Raw genomic sequence first — 16,066 nt, forward strand, 5'->3', positions numbered from 1 at the left:
CCCTTGATCGTATTCTGGCAACAGAAGCCTCTGCCATGGCCGGACTTGCACCAATGGCTCATGACAATGGCGTGATGCATAGAAAACGTGTCATTTCCAGAGGAGGAAGATTTCTCCGTCAGCCCCTGTTTCCGGCAGGATTGGCAACTGCGTACCATAAACCCTTCTGAAAGATGTTTCCAAACCCATGAAACAACCGGGTAAACCACACAAACTGGTGATCGTCGCTATCGTACGGCGTCTCATTGCAATCACCAATACAGTCCTCAAAACAAGGCTGCCATGACGTATTAGATCCGCCACTCCAACATAGTTTCTAACATCTGAAATTTCCTCGCGAGATTATGAAAAATGACCAGACCGGTTCCGTTTATCTCCCGCATTCTGATCTTTCCGATTAAATCATTGGATCCGGTGGGAGTCACAAATGCGCGGGTTCTTACTAGCGGGGCCTTGGCAGACGACCGGTGCTGGGCTCTATTTGACGCACAGGGGCGTGTGGTTAACGGCAAGAACCACGCAGAGATTCATCGCATCCGCGCTGGTTTCGATCTTGATAAACGGACCGTAAGCCTACGAGATGACTCTGGTCGAGGTCTGCCTACTGTTCTGTTCAATCTTGATGGCACTGCAAGACCAATAGAGGCATGGCTAAGTCGGTTTTTCGGTTTTCCAGTCCACCTTCGGGCGGATACCACTACGGGACATCCTGATGATACGGATTCGCCTGGTCCGACTATCATCAGCGTTGCGACGCTAGAGGCGATTGGAATATGGTTCGGGTTGCCAGTCGAGCAAGTTCGGGCCCGCTTTCGGACCAATATCGAGATCGGGGGCGTCCCGGCTTTTTGGGAAGATGCACTGTTCGGAGGACTTGGAGACGAAGTCGAGTTTCACCTTGGTGGCACAGAGTGGTTGGGAATAAACCCCTGTCAGCGTTGTGTCGTGCCGTCTCGCGATCCGCTAACTGGTCAGAGAGACAATGCTTTTGCCCGCCGCTTCGCAGAGTACAGGCGCCGGACGCAGCCGGCATGGTCTAATCCCGCGCGCTTTAATCATTTTTTTCGTGTAGCGATCAATACTCGGTCAGCACGCACCGGCGTTAACACAAGGATCGCACTGAACGATATCGTTACAACGTATAACAATGCAGCGGCATGCACGGCGTTGGAAGAAAACAAACGCCCCGCAGGATTCTGAGCGGGCACCATGTATATCATTCACGTGCGAGCCGAAACGCCAGATATCCGTTCGTTCAGACGACGCCCGCTGGTAGGTGAACGGCTTCCCTTCCGTTTTATCGCCGATCATCATATGCGTATTTGCGGCCCAGTTGCTATGGTCGCCGCGGCGCTTGTATTGTGTGATGAACTCGGGACTTCACCTGAACGGATCGCCTGTGAATCGTTCGGCGGCGTTCTGTCGCACGGAGATAGCCTGCCGGACACCAAGGAATATCCGATCAGCTTCTCGCTATCGGGCACAACCTACACTGCAAAGTCAAGCTCATAAAAGGCACCATCACAACCGGTTGCGAAGTCGGTCTATCGGCGGCAGACAAGAAGGCGGGCTACATCCTGGCGTGTCAGGCAAAACCTCGTGGGCCACTGCTCATGGTACGATAGTGTCCACTTAGCAGATGATCGCCAGATATGCGGTTCCAACTGGATTTTTTGGCACCCGTGGTGTTCACCGAACCGACAAACCGGAGGGCTCTAAAAACCCTCCGGTTTTTCTAGGAGAATAAGGTCCCCATTCCGCCAAAATTGGTTCGTACCTCTTTAATTGCGTCCCTTGACGGGAGTTTTAAAGTTGATTGGCGATACGTCGATAGGAGTGTGCCAGACTAACATTCATCTCCGCGACGCTCTCAGAAAATGCCGTCGCATCCTGAGTGACCTGCGTAATCGTCAATAGATCTGTATTCGAATGAATTGTTGTCGTGGACGGAATATAAAACTGCTCCGGCAAGACGCAGTCTTCGACAACGGAATTATGCCTCACAACGCAGCCACGCTCGACCGTGCAGTTGAAGATCACGGAATTGAAGCCAATGAATACCTCGTCTCCAACAGCGCAAGGACCGTGAATGATCGAGCGATGTGCAATGGACGTGCGCGACCCGATCGTCACGGCCGCGCCGTCTTTCGAGTGGATGACAACACCATCCTGAATGTTTGATCCACTCCCGATCAGGATAGGCTCGACATGGCCATTTTCATCGGCTTCATCGGCACGAATAACAGCATAAGGACCGATGAACACATTGTCCTCGACAATCACATGACCGCACAGGATCGCGGTCGGATCGACAAAGGCACTTTCAGAAACCACGGGAAAATCACCACGTGGATTAGGTCTCAGCATAGCCACGTTTCATCTTCCTTAAAGATCATTCAGAATGACGCCAGGCAGGTTATTCGACAGGGTTTCGCCCGGCTGATAGTGCATGACAGAGCGAATGGCCTCTCCCCGATGCAGAAGGTCAAATGCCGTATTGATCCGATCATGAGTCATGTTGTGGGTGATGTAAGGGTCAACGCTAAACTTCCCCGCCAGCCATTCATCGACCATACCGGGTAACTGCGAACGCCCTTTTACCCCCCCAAAGGCCGTGCCCCGCCAGACCCGTCCCGTGATCAGCTGGAAAGGCCGCGTCGAGATCTCCTCGCCAGCCCCAGCGACACCGATGACTGTGCATTCACCCCAGCCTTTATGGCAACACTCAAGGGCCGCTCGCATGACATCGACCCTACCGATCGCCTCAAAGGAATAATCCACGCCGCCACCCGTCATCTCCACGATAACTTTCTGGATTGGATCGGTATGATCGGTCGGATTGACGAGATCGGTCGCCCCCAGATTTCGGGCCAGCAGGAACTTCGCCGGATTGGTGTCGATGCCGATGACCCTTGCAGCACCGGCCATGACAGCCCCCTGAATGACGGCCATGCCGATCGCACCGAGACCAAAGACGGCAACAGTCGATCCCGCTTCCACTTTCGCAGCGTTCCGCACGGCTCCCATACCTGTCGGGACGGCGCAGCCCATGACGCTGGCTTTCGCAAGCGGCGCCTCTTTGGTGATCTTCGCCACGGCAATTTCGGGCAGCACGGTATATTCGCTGAACGTGCTGGTGCCCATGTAATGAAAGATCTGGCGGCCCTTGTATGAAAAACGGCTGGTGCCGTCTGGCATCAGACCGAGCGCCTGTGTCTCGCGGATAGTCGAGCAGAGATTGGTTTTGCCCGAACGGATCATCGGGCAGTTCGGGTCTTCGGGAATATAGAGCGGAATGACATGATCACCCGGAGCGACAGAGGTAACACCTTTACCCACATCCTCGACGATCCCCACCCCCTCGTGACCGAGAATACATGGAAAACGTCCTTCCGGATCATGCCCCGACAGGGTAAACATATCCGTATGACACAGGCTCGTGGTCACGATGCGGACCAGAACCTCGCCGTCTTTCGGGCCTTCGAGATCAACCAGATCGATCTCAAGCGGCATGTTAGGTTCCCACGCAATTGCAGCTCGGGTTTTCATGAAAATATTCCTCAATAATAGCGTGTGGGAATTCGTTCAGGCCGACTCAAGGCTTTCCGACTGGCGACGCCAAAGAGGAAAGGGATCAGGGAGGCGTGCATAGCGCGACGGCTCAAAAGGGGTGTCTCCGAGATCTGGAACAAGACAGGCATCAAGTTCCTGCCGAAGTCCGGATTCATCCATATCTCCATTGCCGATGAAGACGATTTCCTGACGACGGTCGCCGAAGACCGGATCCCAGTTTCCCAATACGAAGTCCCGCCACTGATCAGTATCCGGCCACTGATTTTTCGGGATCGCCGCCCACCACAGCCCCATCGCCTCGCTTCGCACCAGGGCTCCAGCCTGACTCATTTCACCTACCCAGTCCGGGCGCGTAGCTAACCAGAAATGGCCCTTGGCGCGTACGACGCCAGGCCAACTCCGATCAAGGAAGGCCTGGAATTCCGCTGGTTGGAACGGACGGCGCGCACGATAGACAAAATTACGGATGCCATATTCGTCTGTTTCAGGAACATGGCTGGAAAAGCCGTAAAGTTCCTTGAACCACAACGGATGCTGATGTGCCTTGTCGTAATCGAAACGGCCTGTATTCAGGATCCGCTCAACAGGAACAGACCCCATGTCGGTCTCGATGATATCAGCGTCCGAATTCAACGCACGAATGATCTGCCTCGCCGCATCAACCTGATCCGGTGTAGCGGTGGAGACTTTGTTGATCACCACGACATCCGCAAACTCGATCTGCTGGACGAGCAGATCGACCAGGGCACGCTCGTCGTCCTCCCCGGCCGTTTCACCCCGATCCTTCAGGAAATCGCTGGAAGAATAATCGCGCAGGAGATTGACCGCATCAACGACCGTCACCATCGTATCCAGTCGTGCGATATCGCTCAGGCTGACGCCACTCTCGTCACGAAACTCAAACGTTGCGGCTACGGGCAGCGGTTCCGCAATGCCTGTAGATTCAATGAGCAGATAATCGAATTTCCGCTCCTCTGCGAGCCTCCGTACTTCCTGCAACAAATCGTCGCGCAGCGTGCAGCAAATGCAGCCATTGGTCATTTCAACCAACTTTTCATCGGTACGCGACAGATTGCTGCCGCCCTCGCGCACCAGAGCGGCGTCAATGTTGACCTCGCTCATATCATTCACGATGACCGCGACCTTATAGCCCTGGCGGTTATTCAGTACGTGATTGAGCAAAGTCGTCTTTCCCGCGCCAAGAAAGCCGGACAGCACGGTAACGGGAAGTTGGTCATCCATGGGGATTTTTCCTCTAAAGCTTTGTCGGGTTTGGGGCGTCGCCATAGACGGCGAGCGGATCGAATATTTTGTGCGTTTCGCAAAAGAGGAGTGCTGCCGATGATGACGGAATGCCTTCCTCAGAAGTGAGATCAACACGCCGATAAAAACAGCTTCGATAACCCACATGGCAGTTCACTCCTGTGCCCGCAGTGTGAACGCGCAGCCAGATCGCGTCCTGATCGTCGTCGATCCGCATTTCGAGGACATGCTGGACCAGCCCGCTCGTGGCGCCCTTTCGCCAGAGACACTGACGGCTCCGGCTCCAGTAATGCGCCTCACGGGTTGCGATAGTGCGTGCGAGCGCCTCTGCGTTCATGACGCCAACCATCATGACATCACCGCTTTCTGCGTCCGTTGTGACCACGGTCAGCAGTCCGCTGGCGTCGAAACGTGGGGCGAGATCGCTCCCCTCCTCGACCTGCTCAATTGAGACGCGCGACCCAAATGCCGTGGACACAGAAGATACAGTTGTGCCCATCACACGCCCCCCATTCCCGTCATGGTGAAGAACTGGCGTCGCAGAGATTCCGACGTCTCGAACTCGCCCAGCAGGCGGCTGGTCACCATACTCACGCCTGGCTTATGTACTCCGCGTGTGGTCATGCACTGGTGAGCCGCGTCGATCACGACCGCGACGCCACGCGGTTGAAGCACGCCCTGGATTGTATCCGCGATCTGGGCCGTCAGTTTTTCCTGGATCTGTAGACGATGGGCGAAGACGTCCACGAGACGCGCCAGCTTGCTGATGCCAACTACCCGCTTGTCGGGCAGATACGCCACATGCGCCTTACCGATCAGCGGAATGATATGATGCTCGCAATGGGATTCCAGACGGATATCGCGTAACACCACCATCTCGTTGTAGTTACCGCTCTCTTCGAAGGTCCGCTCCAGAAGAGCGACCGGGTCGTCCTGATATCCCTCGAAAAACTCCTCATAGGCCCGCACCACGCGGTCAGGCGTACCGACAAGCCCCTCGCGATCAGGATCATCACCGGTCCAGGCGAGCAGGGTTCGCACCGCCTCTTCCGCCTGAGCCCGGGTCGGCCGGGTTCGCACTTGTCGTGGAATGTCCATCAGTGTGTCCATTGAGGTTTATCTGCTATTGACTATGTTATGTTATAACGTAACCATAGGGACGTTCGCCACTCATCGTCAAGCTCGGGAACCATGTCTCCTCCCTCACAGCAACATCCCGCCTCGACGGATATGACCGTACGCGCACCGCAAGAAAGCCTCGGCGCCGTGCTGTTCATGGAGAGCTGGCCCGCGCCAACGATCGACCCGCCGGAAAACAGTACTCTGGGCCGTCTTGCACCGCATGTGGTCGCCTGTGCTCACGCGACAGTCTTGATGGATCTGCAGCGACCGGATGTCGATATGGTCGTGTGGGGGCGCCGGATTCCGGCAACATGGGAAGGAGCTTTCACAAACTGCTCACAAGCCCCATCTGCTCTCACTCTCGCCGGCACACCTTCGGAAATCTCAGATTCCCTTGTAAACCCGGCTTTGCAGCAGGATTGGTCTCCGCTCATCCTGACTGATGTCAGGGACCTAGCCGCACTGTTCGGTGCGCTGACAGGAGGCGTCCGGCAGCACATCCAGCTAATAACGCCATCCCGTGAGGAGACTGCGTTCGAGTTGCCCCCCGATGCACTTCGGCTGATCTGCGCCTATGGGGGCGCTGGACCAGAGTGGTGCGGCAGCCAAAATCCAAAAAGTAGTATTGTCAGTTCCCTGACACCGTTCGCAGTAGCGTTCATTAAAGGGGCGGCTGAAGGCAAATCCGGATGCCTTCATCGTCTCCCGGCAAATATCGCAAACGGTGCAAGACCTGGGCCGGTCCTCGTGATGGATACAATTTCCCGATGAAGGAGCGTGTCATGCCGCCGTCTCGCGACGCACTTCAAGGTTGCGATGCATTCAAAAGGCGGGCCACGGCTTTACGGAATGATGTGCTCGACGTGCTGACGAAGGCAGATGTCCCACTCTCGGCTTACGATATCCTTCGGTGTGTCAGCTCTCCAGATTGCCGGCGAATCGCCCCGACTATGATTTATCGGGCTCTCGGAAAGCTGATTGCCAGCGGGTTAGTGGGACGGCTCGAAAGCCGCAATGCCTTCGTCCGGATCCGGACAAACGACCCCTCTCGCCTTGTCTACTGTATCTGCGACCAGTGTGGTGCCGCGCAAGCAGTGGAAAATACACTATCCTGTCAATTGATCGACGCTGCGGCCGAGACCCTTGGATTTCAGGTCCGGCATCGGATCATCGAAGTCCAGGGCGTCTGCGCACGATGCAGCGTCTGCCCGTCTTTCTTGCCGACACAACAAAAGCACAAGCTTCCGACCCGCGCGCCCAAATGAACCGCGGCCCCTCGCCGCTCTTCTCCGTTAAGGCTCTCTCATGTTATCGACCACCATCTCTTCCCGTCCTTCATCCCATCAACCAAAGGATATGCTTGCCTGCCGTGTGGACGGAATTATCAACGATCTCTCGTCCACAACTGGTGACCAACTGGCTGATCCTGTCTTCCGTTCAGACACTGAGGCGCTTTCCCTGATCCGCCATGACACAGCGCATGTCCTTGCGCAGGCCGTCAGTGAACTGTTTCCCAATACCGCGCTCGCGACAGGACCCGCCACGGAGCAGGGATTTTTCTACGATTTCGCGGCTGAGCACGCTTTTACTGATGACGACCTCATCCGGATCGAATCCCGCATGCACGAGATCATTGATCGTGATGAAACAATCGTCAGGGAAGAATGGGATCGCGAGAGAGCGCTGTCCTGGTGCAGGGAGAATGGACAGCCCTACAAGGCCGAGATCATCATGTCCCTGCCTGCTGATGCCACCCTGAGCTTTTATCGACAAGGCAACTTCGTCGATCTCTGCCGAGGGCCACATCTCGTCAGCACAGGACAGATCGGACACGCCTTTCGACTTCTCGGTACGGCTGGTGCCTACTGGAAAGGTGATCGCAGCAATCCAATGCTGCAGAGGATTCACGGAACGGCCTGTCGTGATGCCGACGAACTCGCCGCGTGGGAGCAGCGTCAGGAAGCAGCAGCACGGCGTGATCATCGTCGTCTCGGGCGCGAGATGGATCTGTTCCATTTCCAGGCCGAAGCTCCAGGCGCGGTGTTCTGGCATCCGAACGGCTGGACACTGTTCCAGACCCTGCTCGCTTATCTGCGCGAACGTCAGAAGGCCGAGAACTATGTGGAGATCAATACACCCGACATCATGGATCTGTCGCTCTGGCAGGCCTCCGGCCATTGGGAAAAATTCGGGGAGAACATGTTCACCACCGAAACCGAAGGGCGCATCTATGCCCTCAAACCCATGAACTGTCCTGGTGGCGTGCAGGTTTTCCGCCAAGGCCTGAAGAGCTATCGCGACCTGCCCCTGCGGATGGCCGAATTCGGCAAAGTCCATCGCTTTGAACCGTCAGGAGCGTTGCATGGCCTGATGCGCGTACGTGCATTCACGCAGGATGACGCACATATTTTCTGCACACCGGAACAGATGGAGGCCGAGACGCAGCGGATCTGCCATCTCGTGCTTTCGATCTATAAGGACTTCGGTTTTGAAGATGTCCGTATCAAATTTTCCGACCGGCCTGACAAACGTGTCGGATCGGACGAGATCTGGGATCGCTCGGAGGAAGCGTTACAGCGCGGGGTCGAAGCTTCAGGCCTCTCCTACACACGCAATCCAGGAGAAGGCGCTTTTTACGGTCCCAAGCTGGAGTTCGTACTGCGTGATGCAATCGGCCGGGACTGGCAGTGCGGTACCGTTCAGGTCGATCTCAATCTGCCTCAGCGTCTGGACGCGCATTATATTGGCGCGGATGGAGAAAAACATCCGCCCGTCATGCTGCATCGCGCCCTGTTCGGTTCGCTTGAACGTTTCATCGGCATTCTCCTTGAACACCATGCCGGCCACCTGCCTTTCTGGCTTGCACCCATTCAGGTCGTGGTGGCAACAATCACCGGCGCTGCGAACGATTACGCAGTCGATCTGATTAAAGCGCTCCGCCAACGTGGAGTCCGAGCAGAGCCCGATTTGCGCAATGAAAAAATCGCTTACAAAATCCGCGAACACAGCCTCGCGAAAGTACCCATGTTGCTGATCGTCGGGAAGAAGGAAGCACAGGCAGGCACCGTGTCTATCCGGGAATATGGAAGCTCAGAAACACCAATGTTGGATATGGACTCCGCTATCAATTTAATCTCCAAAGCATCGGAGTCTCGTTTGGCACAAGTCTTTTAGCTTGTAGATACGATTTCTTTGGTTGTGAGGCATCATCGGGATAAATTATTATACGAACAATATTTATAATAATTCCTGAATTTCTAACTACTTCCCGACGTCGATTTCGAAAGCCTAATCGATACACAGAAACGCTTGATTATTTCTACGCAACTTAAGTCTGGGATCGAATGCGTTAGTCTCATGCTTGACGAACATTGAGAGGTAGGGCTATTCGTTATGTTATAACGTATTTGTTGCCACCGAAAATAAAATTTTTCGACGCGAATCAACAAACTACAACTCGTTAAACAAGGAACGGGAATTATTACAATGTAAAACGTTAAGAAAATTTATATTAACGTATCTTTAAGGTCTTTTAGTTGGGTTTATTTATGAGAAAAAAATCAATTTTGTTTGCGGTTATTCCTGCGTTTATTGGATCCGCTCAGGCTGAAGAAGGCATGTGGACGTTTGATCATTTGCCTGTGCGTCAGATGAAGCAGCAATATGGGTTTGAACCCTCTGTAGAATGGATTAATCATGTCATTCAGTCTTCGGCACGCTTGGCGGAAGGCTGCTCTGCCTCGTTCGTATCAGGTGATGGTTTGGTGATGACAAATCATCATTGTGCCAATACGTGTCTCACGGATCTGTCTGATAAAAATCACGATTATTTCCATGATGGTTTCTCGGCTCCAGAGGTCTCAAAAGAGCCTAAGTGTCCGGGAATGGAACTGGATCGTCTGGATCAGGTGAAAGATGTAACGGGTCGTGTCGCAGAAATGACCGCAGGAAAACATGGCGCGGAATATGCCAAGGCTTTGCAGGTTGCCAATAGTGTCCTGACCAAGGAATGCGCGGTGGGTGATGCCTCACACTGGCGTTGCGATGTCGTGACACTCTATCATGGTGGACAGACGGCGCTTTATCGCTACCGCCGTTATCAGGATGTCCGTCTCGTGATGGCGCCCGATCAGGATATAGCATTCTTTGGTGGTGATCCCGATAACTTTACATTCCCGCGTTATGATATTGATCTATCGATGCTGCGGGTGTTTGAAGACGGAAAGCCGGTTCATACGCCGTTTTTTAAATTCGATCCAAAGGGCCCCAAGGCTGGTGATCTGGTCTTCACATCCGGAAACCCAGGACGCACACAACGCTCCCTTCCGGCCAGCGTCTTGACATTTCAACGAGATGTCAGCCTGCCAACCATTATTGCCGCTTATTCGACCCTTGAAGGAGCGCTGTGGCAGTATTCCAGAGAAAGCAAGACCCACCTAATTGACGCACAAAATACGCTTTTCGGTGTTCAGAACGCACTGAAATCTCTGTCTGGTACAGCAAAGGCTTTGCGCGAACCTGAAGTGATAGAAAAGCGCGAGGCGGAAGATCAAGCCCTACAGGCGTGGATTGACGCAGATGCAGAACGTCGCAAGACTTATGGTGATCCGTACAAAAAAGTGGAAGCCGCTCTTGCTGTGCAGCGTCAGTATTATGTGCATGATTTTGCCATAACACGCACAGTTCATGGTCTGCTGGGAGACGCTGTTATGCTGGTGTCAGCGGCGCATGAACGAAAGAAGCCAGATACAGAGCGTCGGGCCGGTTACCATGATGCGGAATTAGCCGCACTTGAAACCGAGATCGCTGCGAAAGTGCCGGTGCATACTGAATTGGAAACTACGACTTTGGCGTTAGGTATGACGACCATGCGCCAGATACTGGGGGAGGATGATGCAGCGGTCCATCTGATTCTGGGAACAAAAAGCCCGGATGAGCGCGCCGTAGAACTGATACAGGGCACGAAACTGGCGGATCCCGCAGAGCGTCTTGCGCTTTACAAAGGTGGCGTCAAGGCCATTGAAGCATCCAAAGATCCAATGATCGTTCTGGCACGTCACTTACAGCCGGTTCTGGACACGATCCGCAATCGCAGCCGTGACCAGATTGAAGCACCGATGCACGAAGCCCAGGGTACGATTGCACGGGCCCAGTTCGCGCGTGCTCAGGCAAAAGGAAAGGCTGATACACTTTATCCGGATGCCACCTTCTCGCCGCGACTGTCTTACGGCACGGTTAAAGGCTTCCAGGATGGCGCAAAGGCCATTGCACCCTTCACGGATTTTGCAGGGATGTACAAACATGCAACGGGCAGTGATCCGTTCCGTCTGCCGCAAGTCTGGTTGGATGCGAAGCCACATCTAAACCTCTCTACGAAGCTTGATTATGTGTCGACCAATGACATTGTCGGCGGCAATTCAGGCTCCCCTGTTATTAACCGTCAAGGCGATGTCGTTGGCCTGATTTTTGACGGTAACCTCGATAGCCTGGCGGGCGATCTTTATTACGACATCGAGCGCAATCGTGCTGTTTCCACGGATACAAGTGCCATCATGGCTGCGTTGAGGACAGTGTATCACGCTGATGCTCTTGCGGATGAACTTGAGTCGGGGAAGCTAAAGTCGCGTCCGGAATAAAAGTAGAAAGATAATAACTTGAACAACTCTATACCCGTTCGGATTGCAATTCTCACCATTTCGGATAGTCGGAATTTAGAAACCGATATTTCCGGTATGATATTGGCCGACAGAGTCACAGAAGCAGGGCATGTTCTTGTGGATAGGTCCATTGAAATAGATGACATCGATAAGATTACTGATGCTCTCAATGTCATGATCGATAATAAGGATGTTGATGTCATAATTACTACAGGAGGAACTGGATTAACCAAACGAGATGTCACTCCAGAAGCATTCAATCTCGTCATAGACAAATGCATTCCCGGTTTCGGAGAGTTGTTTCGAATGTTGTCTTATAAAAAGATAGGGACCTCTACAATACAATCGAGAGCAATGGCGGGAGTTTCCCGTGGGAAATTACTATTTGCTCTTCCCGGATCACCAGGTGCAGTGAAAGATGGGTGGGATGATATTTTAAAAAACCAGCTAAATAGCGATCATAAGCCGTGTAATTTTGTCGATATTATTTCAAGGATATGAGAAAAATTATGTGGGAGGATCGAAAAGCCGTTAATTGATGTCCATGGTTTTGATTTGGTGCCTTGGGCGTGCTGATTAACGGTTTTCGTGGGCGCTTTTGATCTGTATTTTGAGCAGATGGAGGGTTCGAAAACCCCTCTGGTTTTGAGGCTGCCTTTGTGATTCCATCTCTCCTGCGTTGATTGGGGATGATGGCAGATGAAGCAGCCGGGTTTCTTTGATGTTGAAGAGCGGTTGGCCCGCTTAAGCGGGCTGGGTGATCAACTCGAAGCGTTTTCCCGGACTGTGGATTTTGAAGTGTTCCGTCCTGATCTGGAGAAGGCTCTGGCCTATTCAGACGGGAGTAAAGGCGGACGACCGCCATTTGATCCGGTGCTAATGTTCAAAATTCTGGTGATCCAGACGCTCAACAATCTGTCTGATGAGCGGACAGAATATCTGATCAACGACCGCCTCTCCTTTATGCGTTTCCTTGGGCTGGCGCTTTCAGATCGGGTGCCTGATGCCAAAACGGTCTGGCTGTTTCGTGAACGCCTGACCCAGTCGGGAGCGATCGAGGGTCTGTTCAACCGCTTTGACGCGACCCTGCGCAACGCCGGGTATTTACCGATGTCAGGCCAGATCCTGGATGCCACACTGGTGGCTGCTCCAAAGCAGCGGAACACCAATGCAGAAAAAGCCGATCTCCGGGCAGGCCGTATTCCCGAAAACTGGCAGGACAAGCCGTCAAAGCTGTCGCACAAGGATTGTCATGCGCGCTGGACACTGAAGTTCACGAAGGCAAAACGGCAGGATGACGGAACAATCCCCGCAACGGATCTCGCTATCCCGTTCTTTGGCTATAAATCGCACATTTCTATCGATCGGAAATACCGGTTCATCCGAAAATGGAAGACAACGGATGCCGCTGCCAGTGATGGTGCGCGATTGAGAGAGGGGCTGCTGGATAAAACCAATACGGCCTCAAGCGTCTGGGCAGACACTGCTTATCGCTCCAAAGCCAACGAAGACTTCATGGAAAAGCAGGGCTTTGTCTCCAGGGTTCATCGCAAAAAGCCGCATCTCAAGCCCATGTCCCGCCATATTCAGCGGTCCAATGCAGGGAAATCAGTGATCCGCTCGCGCGTCGAGCATGTCTTTGCTGACCAGAAATCGCAGACCGGGTTGTTCGTCCGAACCGTGGGTATTACCCGGGCCACCATGCGGATCGGCCTGGCCAATATCGTCTACAACATGCGCCGCCTCCTCTTCCTGGAGCGGATAAACGTCGCCGCGTAGCCATCCAGAGGGTAACACCCACCGATCCGCTCAAAACGCAGACCGGATGCCATCGCAAAAACCGTCAATCAAAGCGTCAAAACCCAGAAATTACCGGCCAAGCACATCAATCAACGGTTCTTCGATCCCTCCAGATGATTGGATCATAATTATGCGCAAAGCAGTCTCAGCCGCCGTGATCACGCTTCTGGCGTCTTCTGTAGCTTATGCCGCCCCCTTAGAAAATTATATCTCGTCTGCAATGACTGCTCCAATTCGCCAGAGCGACAGAGCGGATGATACCCGTCGACACGGAGCTGAAATTGCTGCGCTGGCTGAGATCAAGCCAAGCGAGCATGTTGCTGATTTTCTGCCGGGAGGTGGTTATTGGACCCGTATTTTCTCTGGTATTGTTGGCCCTGAAGGTAAGGTGCTGGATATATGGCCAGCCGGTATGGTCGCTCCAGGATCAAAGGGCGAAACCCGCATGAAATCGCTTGTCGAGGCATCAGGGGCAAACAACGTAGTGGCTGTCCCTGATGACCTTGCTCATCTCACCTTGCCAGCCCCTGTGGACGTATTCTTCACGTCTCAGAACCTTCATGATCTACCAACTCCATTTCTGGGCAACGTAGATATCACCGCATTCAGCAAACAGGTTTTTGATCTCCTGAAACCTGGTGGCCGCTTTGTTGTCATTGATCATGTGGCCGCCCCAGGAACAGGCCTCAGTGAGACGAACACTTTGCACCGGATTGATCCGGAAGTCGCCAAAAAAGCCATTCTGAATGCGGGCTTTACCTTGAAATCTGAAAGTAAATTACTTTCAAATCCTGATGATGATCATCATCTCAAAGTTTTTGATCCTGCCATTCGAGGAAAGACCGATCAGTTCATCTTCGTATTTATCAAGCCGGAACGTTAATTTATCCGAATGAGTCTATTTTTTGTGCCAAAGAAATAGACTCATTCAAGTGTGAACGTCGGATTTTCCTCCTAAACTGCCTGTCTGCCCAATGATACAAAAGCAGACAGGCAGCTATCGCCTCATGTCGGACATGCCACATTATGAAGTGAATTCCGCATAGCGGACATAAAGCAGACCGACAGCTTCCGGTCTGCTTCCTCTTTGCTTCTCTAGGTCTGTCGGTTATCATGATCTTACGTTCTCTGTGAAAACCCACAGAGCGAATTAGGCAAGCAGCCAGGTGGCCGAGAAAGATATTGACCTTGAACTGAAATTCGACGGGGTTCCTGTGCAGAGATTGCACGGGGCTCCGGCAGAGGCCGTGATCGCGTCGCTCAACGCGCTCCAACGCATGGTCTATATCATCGGAATGAGTGCTGATGGGCGCGTCTTGAGCGAGCGGTTGAAGCCTACCGTCAAGGTAAAGCGCGAGTACGCCGTCGTGTGCCGCGCGCCTCGAAAGGGCAGCCATATTCAGCCTTTTACTGTTGCCTCACAGGCCGGTGAAATGAGCAGTTCCTCTTTCGCTGCTCGAGAGAAGCTGCTTGCAACTTTGCGCGCCTTCGATAGTGGCGAAGATACGCGGCTTAAATCTGTGATTCCAAATGCTCGGGAGCGTTGGTTCTTAGCCAAAGCGGCGACCGGCTTACTTCCTCCAGAAGATAGCGGGCTGGAAATAATGATCCGCGCCGGTACGCGCGGCCCCTTTGCATTCAAGGCTGATCGTGCGCGAAGTCTACTGAGGACGTATGACACTCCCCGACCACCTGCTATCGATGAGGAAACGGTGGTGGGAAAGCTACGGGCCATCGACTATCAACAAACAATTATGACGATCAAGCCGGGATCAAACCCTGCGCTTCGCATGGACTATCCACTCCAGCTGGAAAGCTGGCTCCAAACCAACGTCCGCAAGCGGCTCAAAATTAGCGGTCGTCCTAAGACCAATGCTCGTGGTGACATAAGTTCATTCGATGAAATTTATAACATCGTGGAACTTGAGCCGCATCTTCAATCCATTGATCACTTTACATCGGGCGGCACAGTATTCTGGACAAATCGTCCCATCAGCTTGCCTGTAACTGTCTACTGGGTCGATCGACTGTTCGGTTTCACGGATTCTCAGCTAGGCATTGATGTCGTCGTCGATAACCTGTCCGAGCTTCGCGTAGGCGTAATGTCAGAGCTTGACCTAGTTTGGCGGCAATACGCTCAGGCCGACGACGACGAACTCGATGACGAGGCAGTTGAAGTTAAGCGACACCTACTTTCTCGTTTTAGGTCCATTGACTAATGACAAGAGATCGGAAGGACATTGACGCTTCTTTGCAACGTAAGGGCTTCAAGCGTGATAACGGCGATCATCAATATTACATCTACCACAATCTCGCTGGTCGAAAGACGATCAAGAAGACCAAAATGAGTATGGGACAGTCGCACAAAACAATCGGTGATCCCCTGCTCGGACAAATGGCGCGACAGCTTGGCTTGAACAAGACGAGTTTTCTGAAGCTAGTTGACTGTACGCTCGACCAGGTTGGCTACGAGGCCTTGGCCTTTCCACAGAAGAAGAATTGAGCGCAAAGTTTAGATTCGCAACGAGGTCCGACTTCCGCGAACCAAGATGGGGCTCAACGAGCTTGCGTTACTGTCTCCCAAACACAATGAGCCAGCACGGCAAGAAACTTAGTCTGTGCGCTTCACATCAGACCCGCCGCACTGCCCT

General features: G+C 53.2%; 16 protein-coding genes. 11 read left to right on the forward strand and 5 right to left on the reverse strand.

The genetic code is table 11. The annotated features are described in order from the left end of the window. The first annotated feature begins 351 nt into the window (after positions 1-351). Together GAL01_RS10730 and GAL01_RS15485 are read left to right on the forward strand one after the other, a co-directional pair. Positions 352-1,200: an MOSC domain-containing protein gene (locus tag GAL01_RS10730; RefSeq protein ID WP_082790623.1), complete on the forward strand. Its 849-nt coding sequence runs from the start codon at positions 352-354 to the stop codon at positions 1,198-1,200. A 9-nt stretch (positions 1,201-1,209) separates the two neighbouring features. Beyond that, positions 1,210-1,512: a ferredoxin reductase domain-containing protein gene (locus tag GAL01_RS15485; protein ID WP_145995622.1), complete on the forward strand. Its 303-nt coding sequence runs from the start codon at positions 1,210-1,212 to the stop codon at positions 1,510-1,512. Between the two features lie 294 nt (positions 1,513-1,806). On the opposite strand, the gene GAL01_RS10735 is transcribed toward GAL01_RS15485, so the two are convergent. From GAL01_RS10735 to folE, 5 genes are read right to left on the reverse strand one after another with little or no spacing between them, the layout of a single operon-like run. Continuing rightward, positions 1,807-2,334, reverse strand: coding sequence for an LbetaH domain-containing protein (locus tag GAL01_RS10735; RefSeq protein WP_231865229.1), 528 nt, complete (start codon positions 2,332-2,334; stop codon positions 1,807-1,809). Positions 2,335-2,385: 51 nt separating this feature from the next. Beyond that, complete coding sequence (locus GAL01_RS10740) at positions 2,386-3,549, reverse strand: S-(hydroxymethyl)glutathione dehydrogenase/class III alcohol dehydrogenase (RefSeq protein ID WP_062027817.1); 1,164 nt, start codon at positions 3,547-3,549, stop codon at positions 2,386-2,388. A 36-nt stretch (positions 3,550-3,585) separates the two neighbouring features. After that, positions 3,586-4,815: a zinc metallochaperone GTPase ZigA gene (gene zigA / locus GAL01_RS10745; RefSeq protein WP_062027815.1), complete on the reverse strand. Its 1,230-nt coding sequence runs from the start codon at positions 4,813-4,815 to the stop codon at positions 3,586-3,588. A gap of 13 nt (positions 4,816-4,828) precedes the next feature. Continuing rightward, on the reverse strand, positions 4,829-5,335 hold the full coding sequence (gene hisI, locus GAL01_RS10750; protein WP_099253251.1) for a phosphoribosyl-AMP cyclohydrolase: 507 nt from the start codon (positions 5,333-5,335) through the stop codon (positions 4,829-4,831). Continuing rightward, positions 5,335-5,934, reverse strand: coding sequence for a GTP cyclohydrolase I FolE (gene folE, locus GAL01_RS10755; protein ID WP_231865228.1), 600 nt, complete (start codon positions 5,932-5,934; stop codon positions 5,335-5,337). Before folE ends, hisI begins: the two co-directional genes overlap by 1 nt. A 93-nt stretch (positions 5,935-6,027) precedes the next feature. On the opposite strand from folE, the gene GAL01_RS10760 reads away from it, so the two are divergent. The 9 genes from GAL01_RS10760 to GAL01_RS10800 all read left to right on the forward strand — a co-directional run bounded on the left by GAL01_RS10760 (position 6,028) and on the right by GAL01_RS10800 (position 15,918). After that, complete coding sequence (locus GAL01_RS10760; RefSeq protein ID WP_082790622.1) at positions 6,028-6,729, forward strand: DUF1826 domain-containing protein; 702 nt, start codon at positions 6,028-6,030, stop codon at positions 6,727-6,729. 11 nt (positions 6,730-6,740) lie between these two features. Further along, positions 6,741-7,223: a Fur family transcriptional regulator gene (locus GAL01_RS10765; RefSeq protein ID WP_231865230.1), complete on the forward strand. Its 483-nt coding sequence runs from the start codon at positions 6,741-6,743 to the stop codon at positions 7,221-7,223. A 91-nt stretch (positions 7,224-7,314) separates the two neighbouring features. Next, entirely contained in the window at positions 7,315-9,132 is a 1,818-nt protein-coding gene (gene thrS / locus GAL01_RS10770; protein WP_231865227.1) for a threonine--tRNA ligase, read from the forward strand. Between the two features lie 362 nt (positions 9,133-9,494). Further along, the gene (locus GAL01_RS10775; protein ID WP_231865226.1) at positions 9,495-11,594 is read left to right on the forward strand and encodes a S46 family peptidase; all 2,100 of its coding nucleotides are present in this window, start codon (positions 9,495-9,497) and stop codon (positions 11,592-11,594) included. An 18-nt stretch (positions 11,595-11,612) separates the two neighbouring features. After that, on the forward strand, positions 11,613-12,116 hold the full coding sequence (gene moaB, locus GAL01_RS10780; RefSeq protein ID WP_082790621.1) for a molybdenum cofactor biosynthesis protein B: 504 nt from the start codon (positions 11,613-11,615) through the stop codon (positions 12,114-12,116). Positions 12,117-12,314: 198 nt separating this feature from the next. After that, complete coding sequence (locus GAL01_RS10785) at positions 12,315-13,394, forward strand: IS5 family transposase (protein ID WP_062027803.1); 1,080 nt, start codon at positions 12,315-12,317, stop codon at positions 13,392-13,394. 151 nt (positions 13,395-13,545) lie between these two features. Then, positions 13,546-14,298, forward strand: coding sequence for a class I SAM-dependent methyltransferase (locus tag GAL01_RS10790; RefSeq protein ID WP_062027801.1), 753 nt, complete (start codon positions 13,546-13,548; stop codon positions 14,296-14,298). A gap of 283 nt (positions 14,299-14,581) precedes the next feature. Next, positions 14,582-15,634, forward strand: coding sequence for a hypothetical protein (locus GAL01_RS10795; RefSeq protein ID WP_062027799.1), 1,053 nt, complete (start codon positions 14,582-14,584; stop codon positions 15,632-15,634). Next, positions 15,634-15,918 carry a hypothetical protein gene (locus GAL01_RS10800; RefSeq protein ID WP_062027797.1) on the forward strand — a complete coding sequence of 95 codons (285 nt, stop codon included), beginning with the start codon at positions 15,634-15,636 and terminating at the stop codon, positions 15,916-15,918. The genes GAL01_RS10795 and GAL01_RS10800 overlap by 1 nt, the downstream gene beginning before the upstream one ends. Positions 15,919-16,066: the final 148 nt, after the last annotated feature.

Source organism: Gluconobacter albidus (assembly GCF_002723915.1).
Lineage (GTDB): Bacteria > Pseudomonadota > Alphaproteobacteria > Acetobacterales > Acetobacteraceae > Gluconobacter > Gluconobacter albidus.

Bases quoted from the DNA above. Each gene is read 5' to 3' on its own strand.
- GAL01_RS10730 (WP_082790623.1), top strand. From the start codon at position 352: ATGACCAGACCGGTTCCGTTTATCTCCCGCATTCTGATCTTTCCGATT.
- GAL01_RS15485 (WP_145995622.1), top strand. From the start codon at position 1,210: ATGTATATCATTCACGTGCGAGCCGAAACGCCAGATATCCGTTCGTTC.
- GAL01_RS10740 (WP_062027817.1), bottom strand. From the start codon at position 3,549: ATGAAAACCCGAGCTGCAATTGCGTGGGAACCTAACATGCCGCTTGAG.
- zigA (WP_062027815.1), bottom strand. From the start codon at position 4,815: ATGGATGACCAACTTCCCGTTACCGTGCTGTCCGGCTTTCTTGGCGCG.
- hisI (WP_099253251.1), bottom strand. From the start codon at position 5,335: ATGGGCACAACTGTATCTTCTGTGTCCACGGCATTTGGGTCGCGCGTC.
- folE (WP_231865228.1), bottom strand. From the start codon at position 5,934: ATGGACATTCCACGACAAGTGCGAACCCGGCCGACCCGGGCTCAGGCG.
- GAL01_RS10760 (WP_082790622.1), top strand. From the start codon at position 6,028: ATGTCTCCTCCCTCACAGCAACATCCCGCCTCGACGGATATGACCGTA.
- GAL01_RS10765 (WP_231865230.1), top strand. From the start codon at position 6,741: ATGCCGCCGTCTCGCGACGCACTTCAAGGTTGCGATGCATTCAAAAGG.
- thrS (WP_231865227.1), top strand. From the start codon at position 7,315: ATGCTTGCCTGCCGTGTGGACGGAATTATCAACGATCTCTCGTCCACA.
- GAL01_RS10785 (WP_062027803.1), top strand. From the start codon at position 12,315: ATGAAGCAGCCGGGTTTCTTTGATGTTGAAGAGCGGTTGGCCCGCTTA.
- GAL01_RS10790 (WP_062027801.1), top strand. From the start codon at position 13,546: ATGCGCAAAGCAGTCTCAGCCGCCGTGATCACGCTTCTGGCGTCTTCT.
- GAL01_RS10800 (WP_062027797.1), top strand. From the start codon at position 15,634: ATGACAAGAGATCGGAAGGACATTGACGCTTCTTTGCAACGTAAGGGC.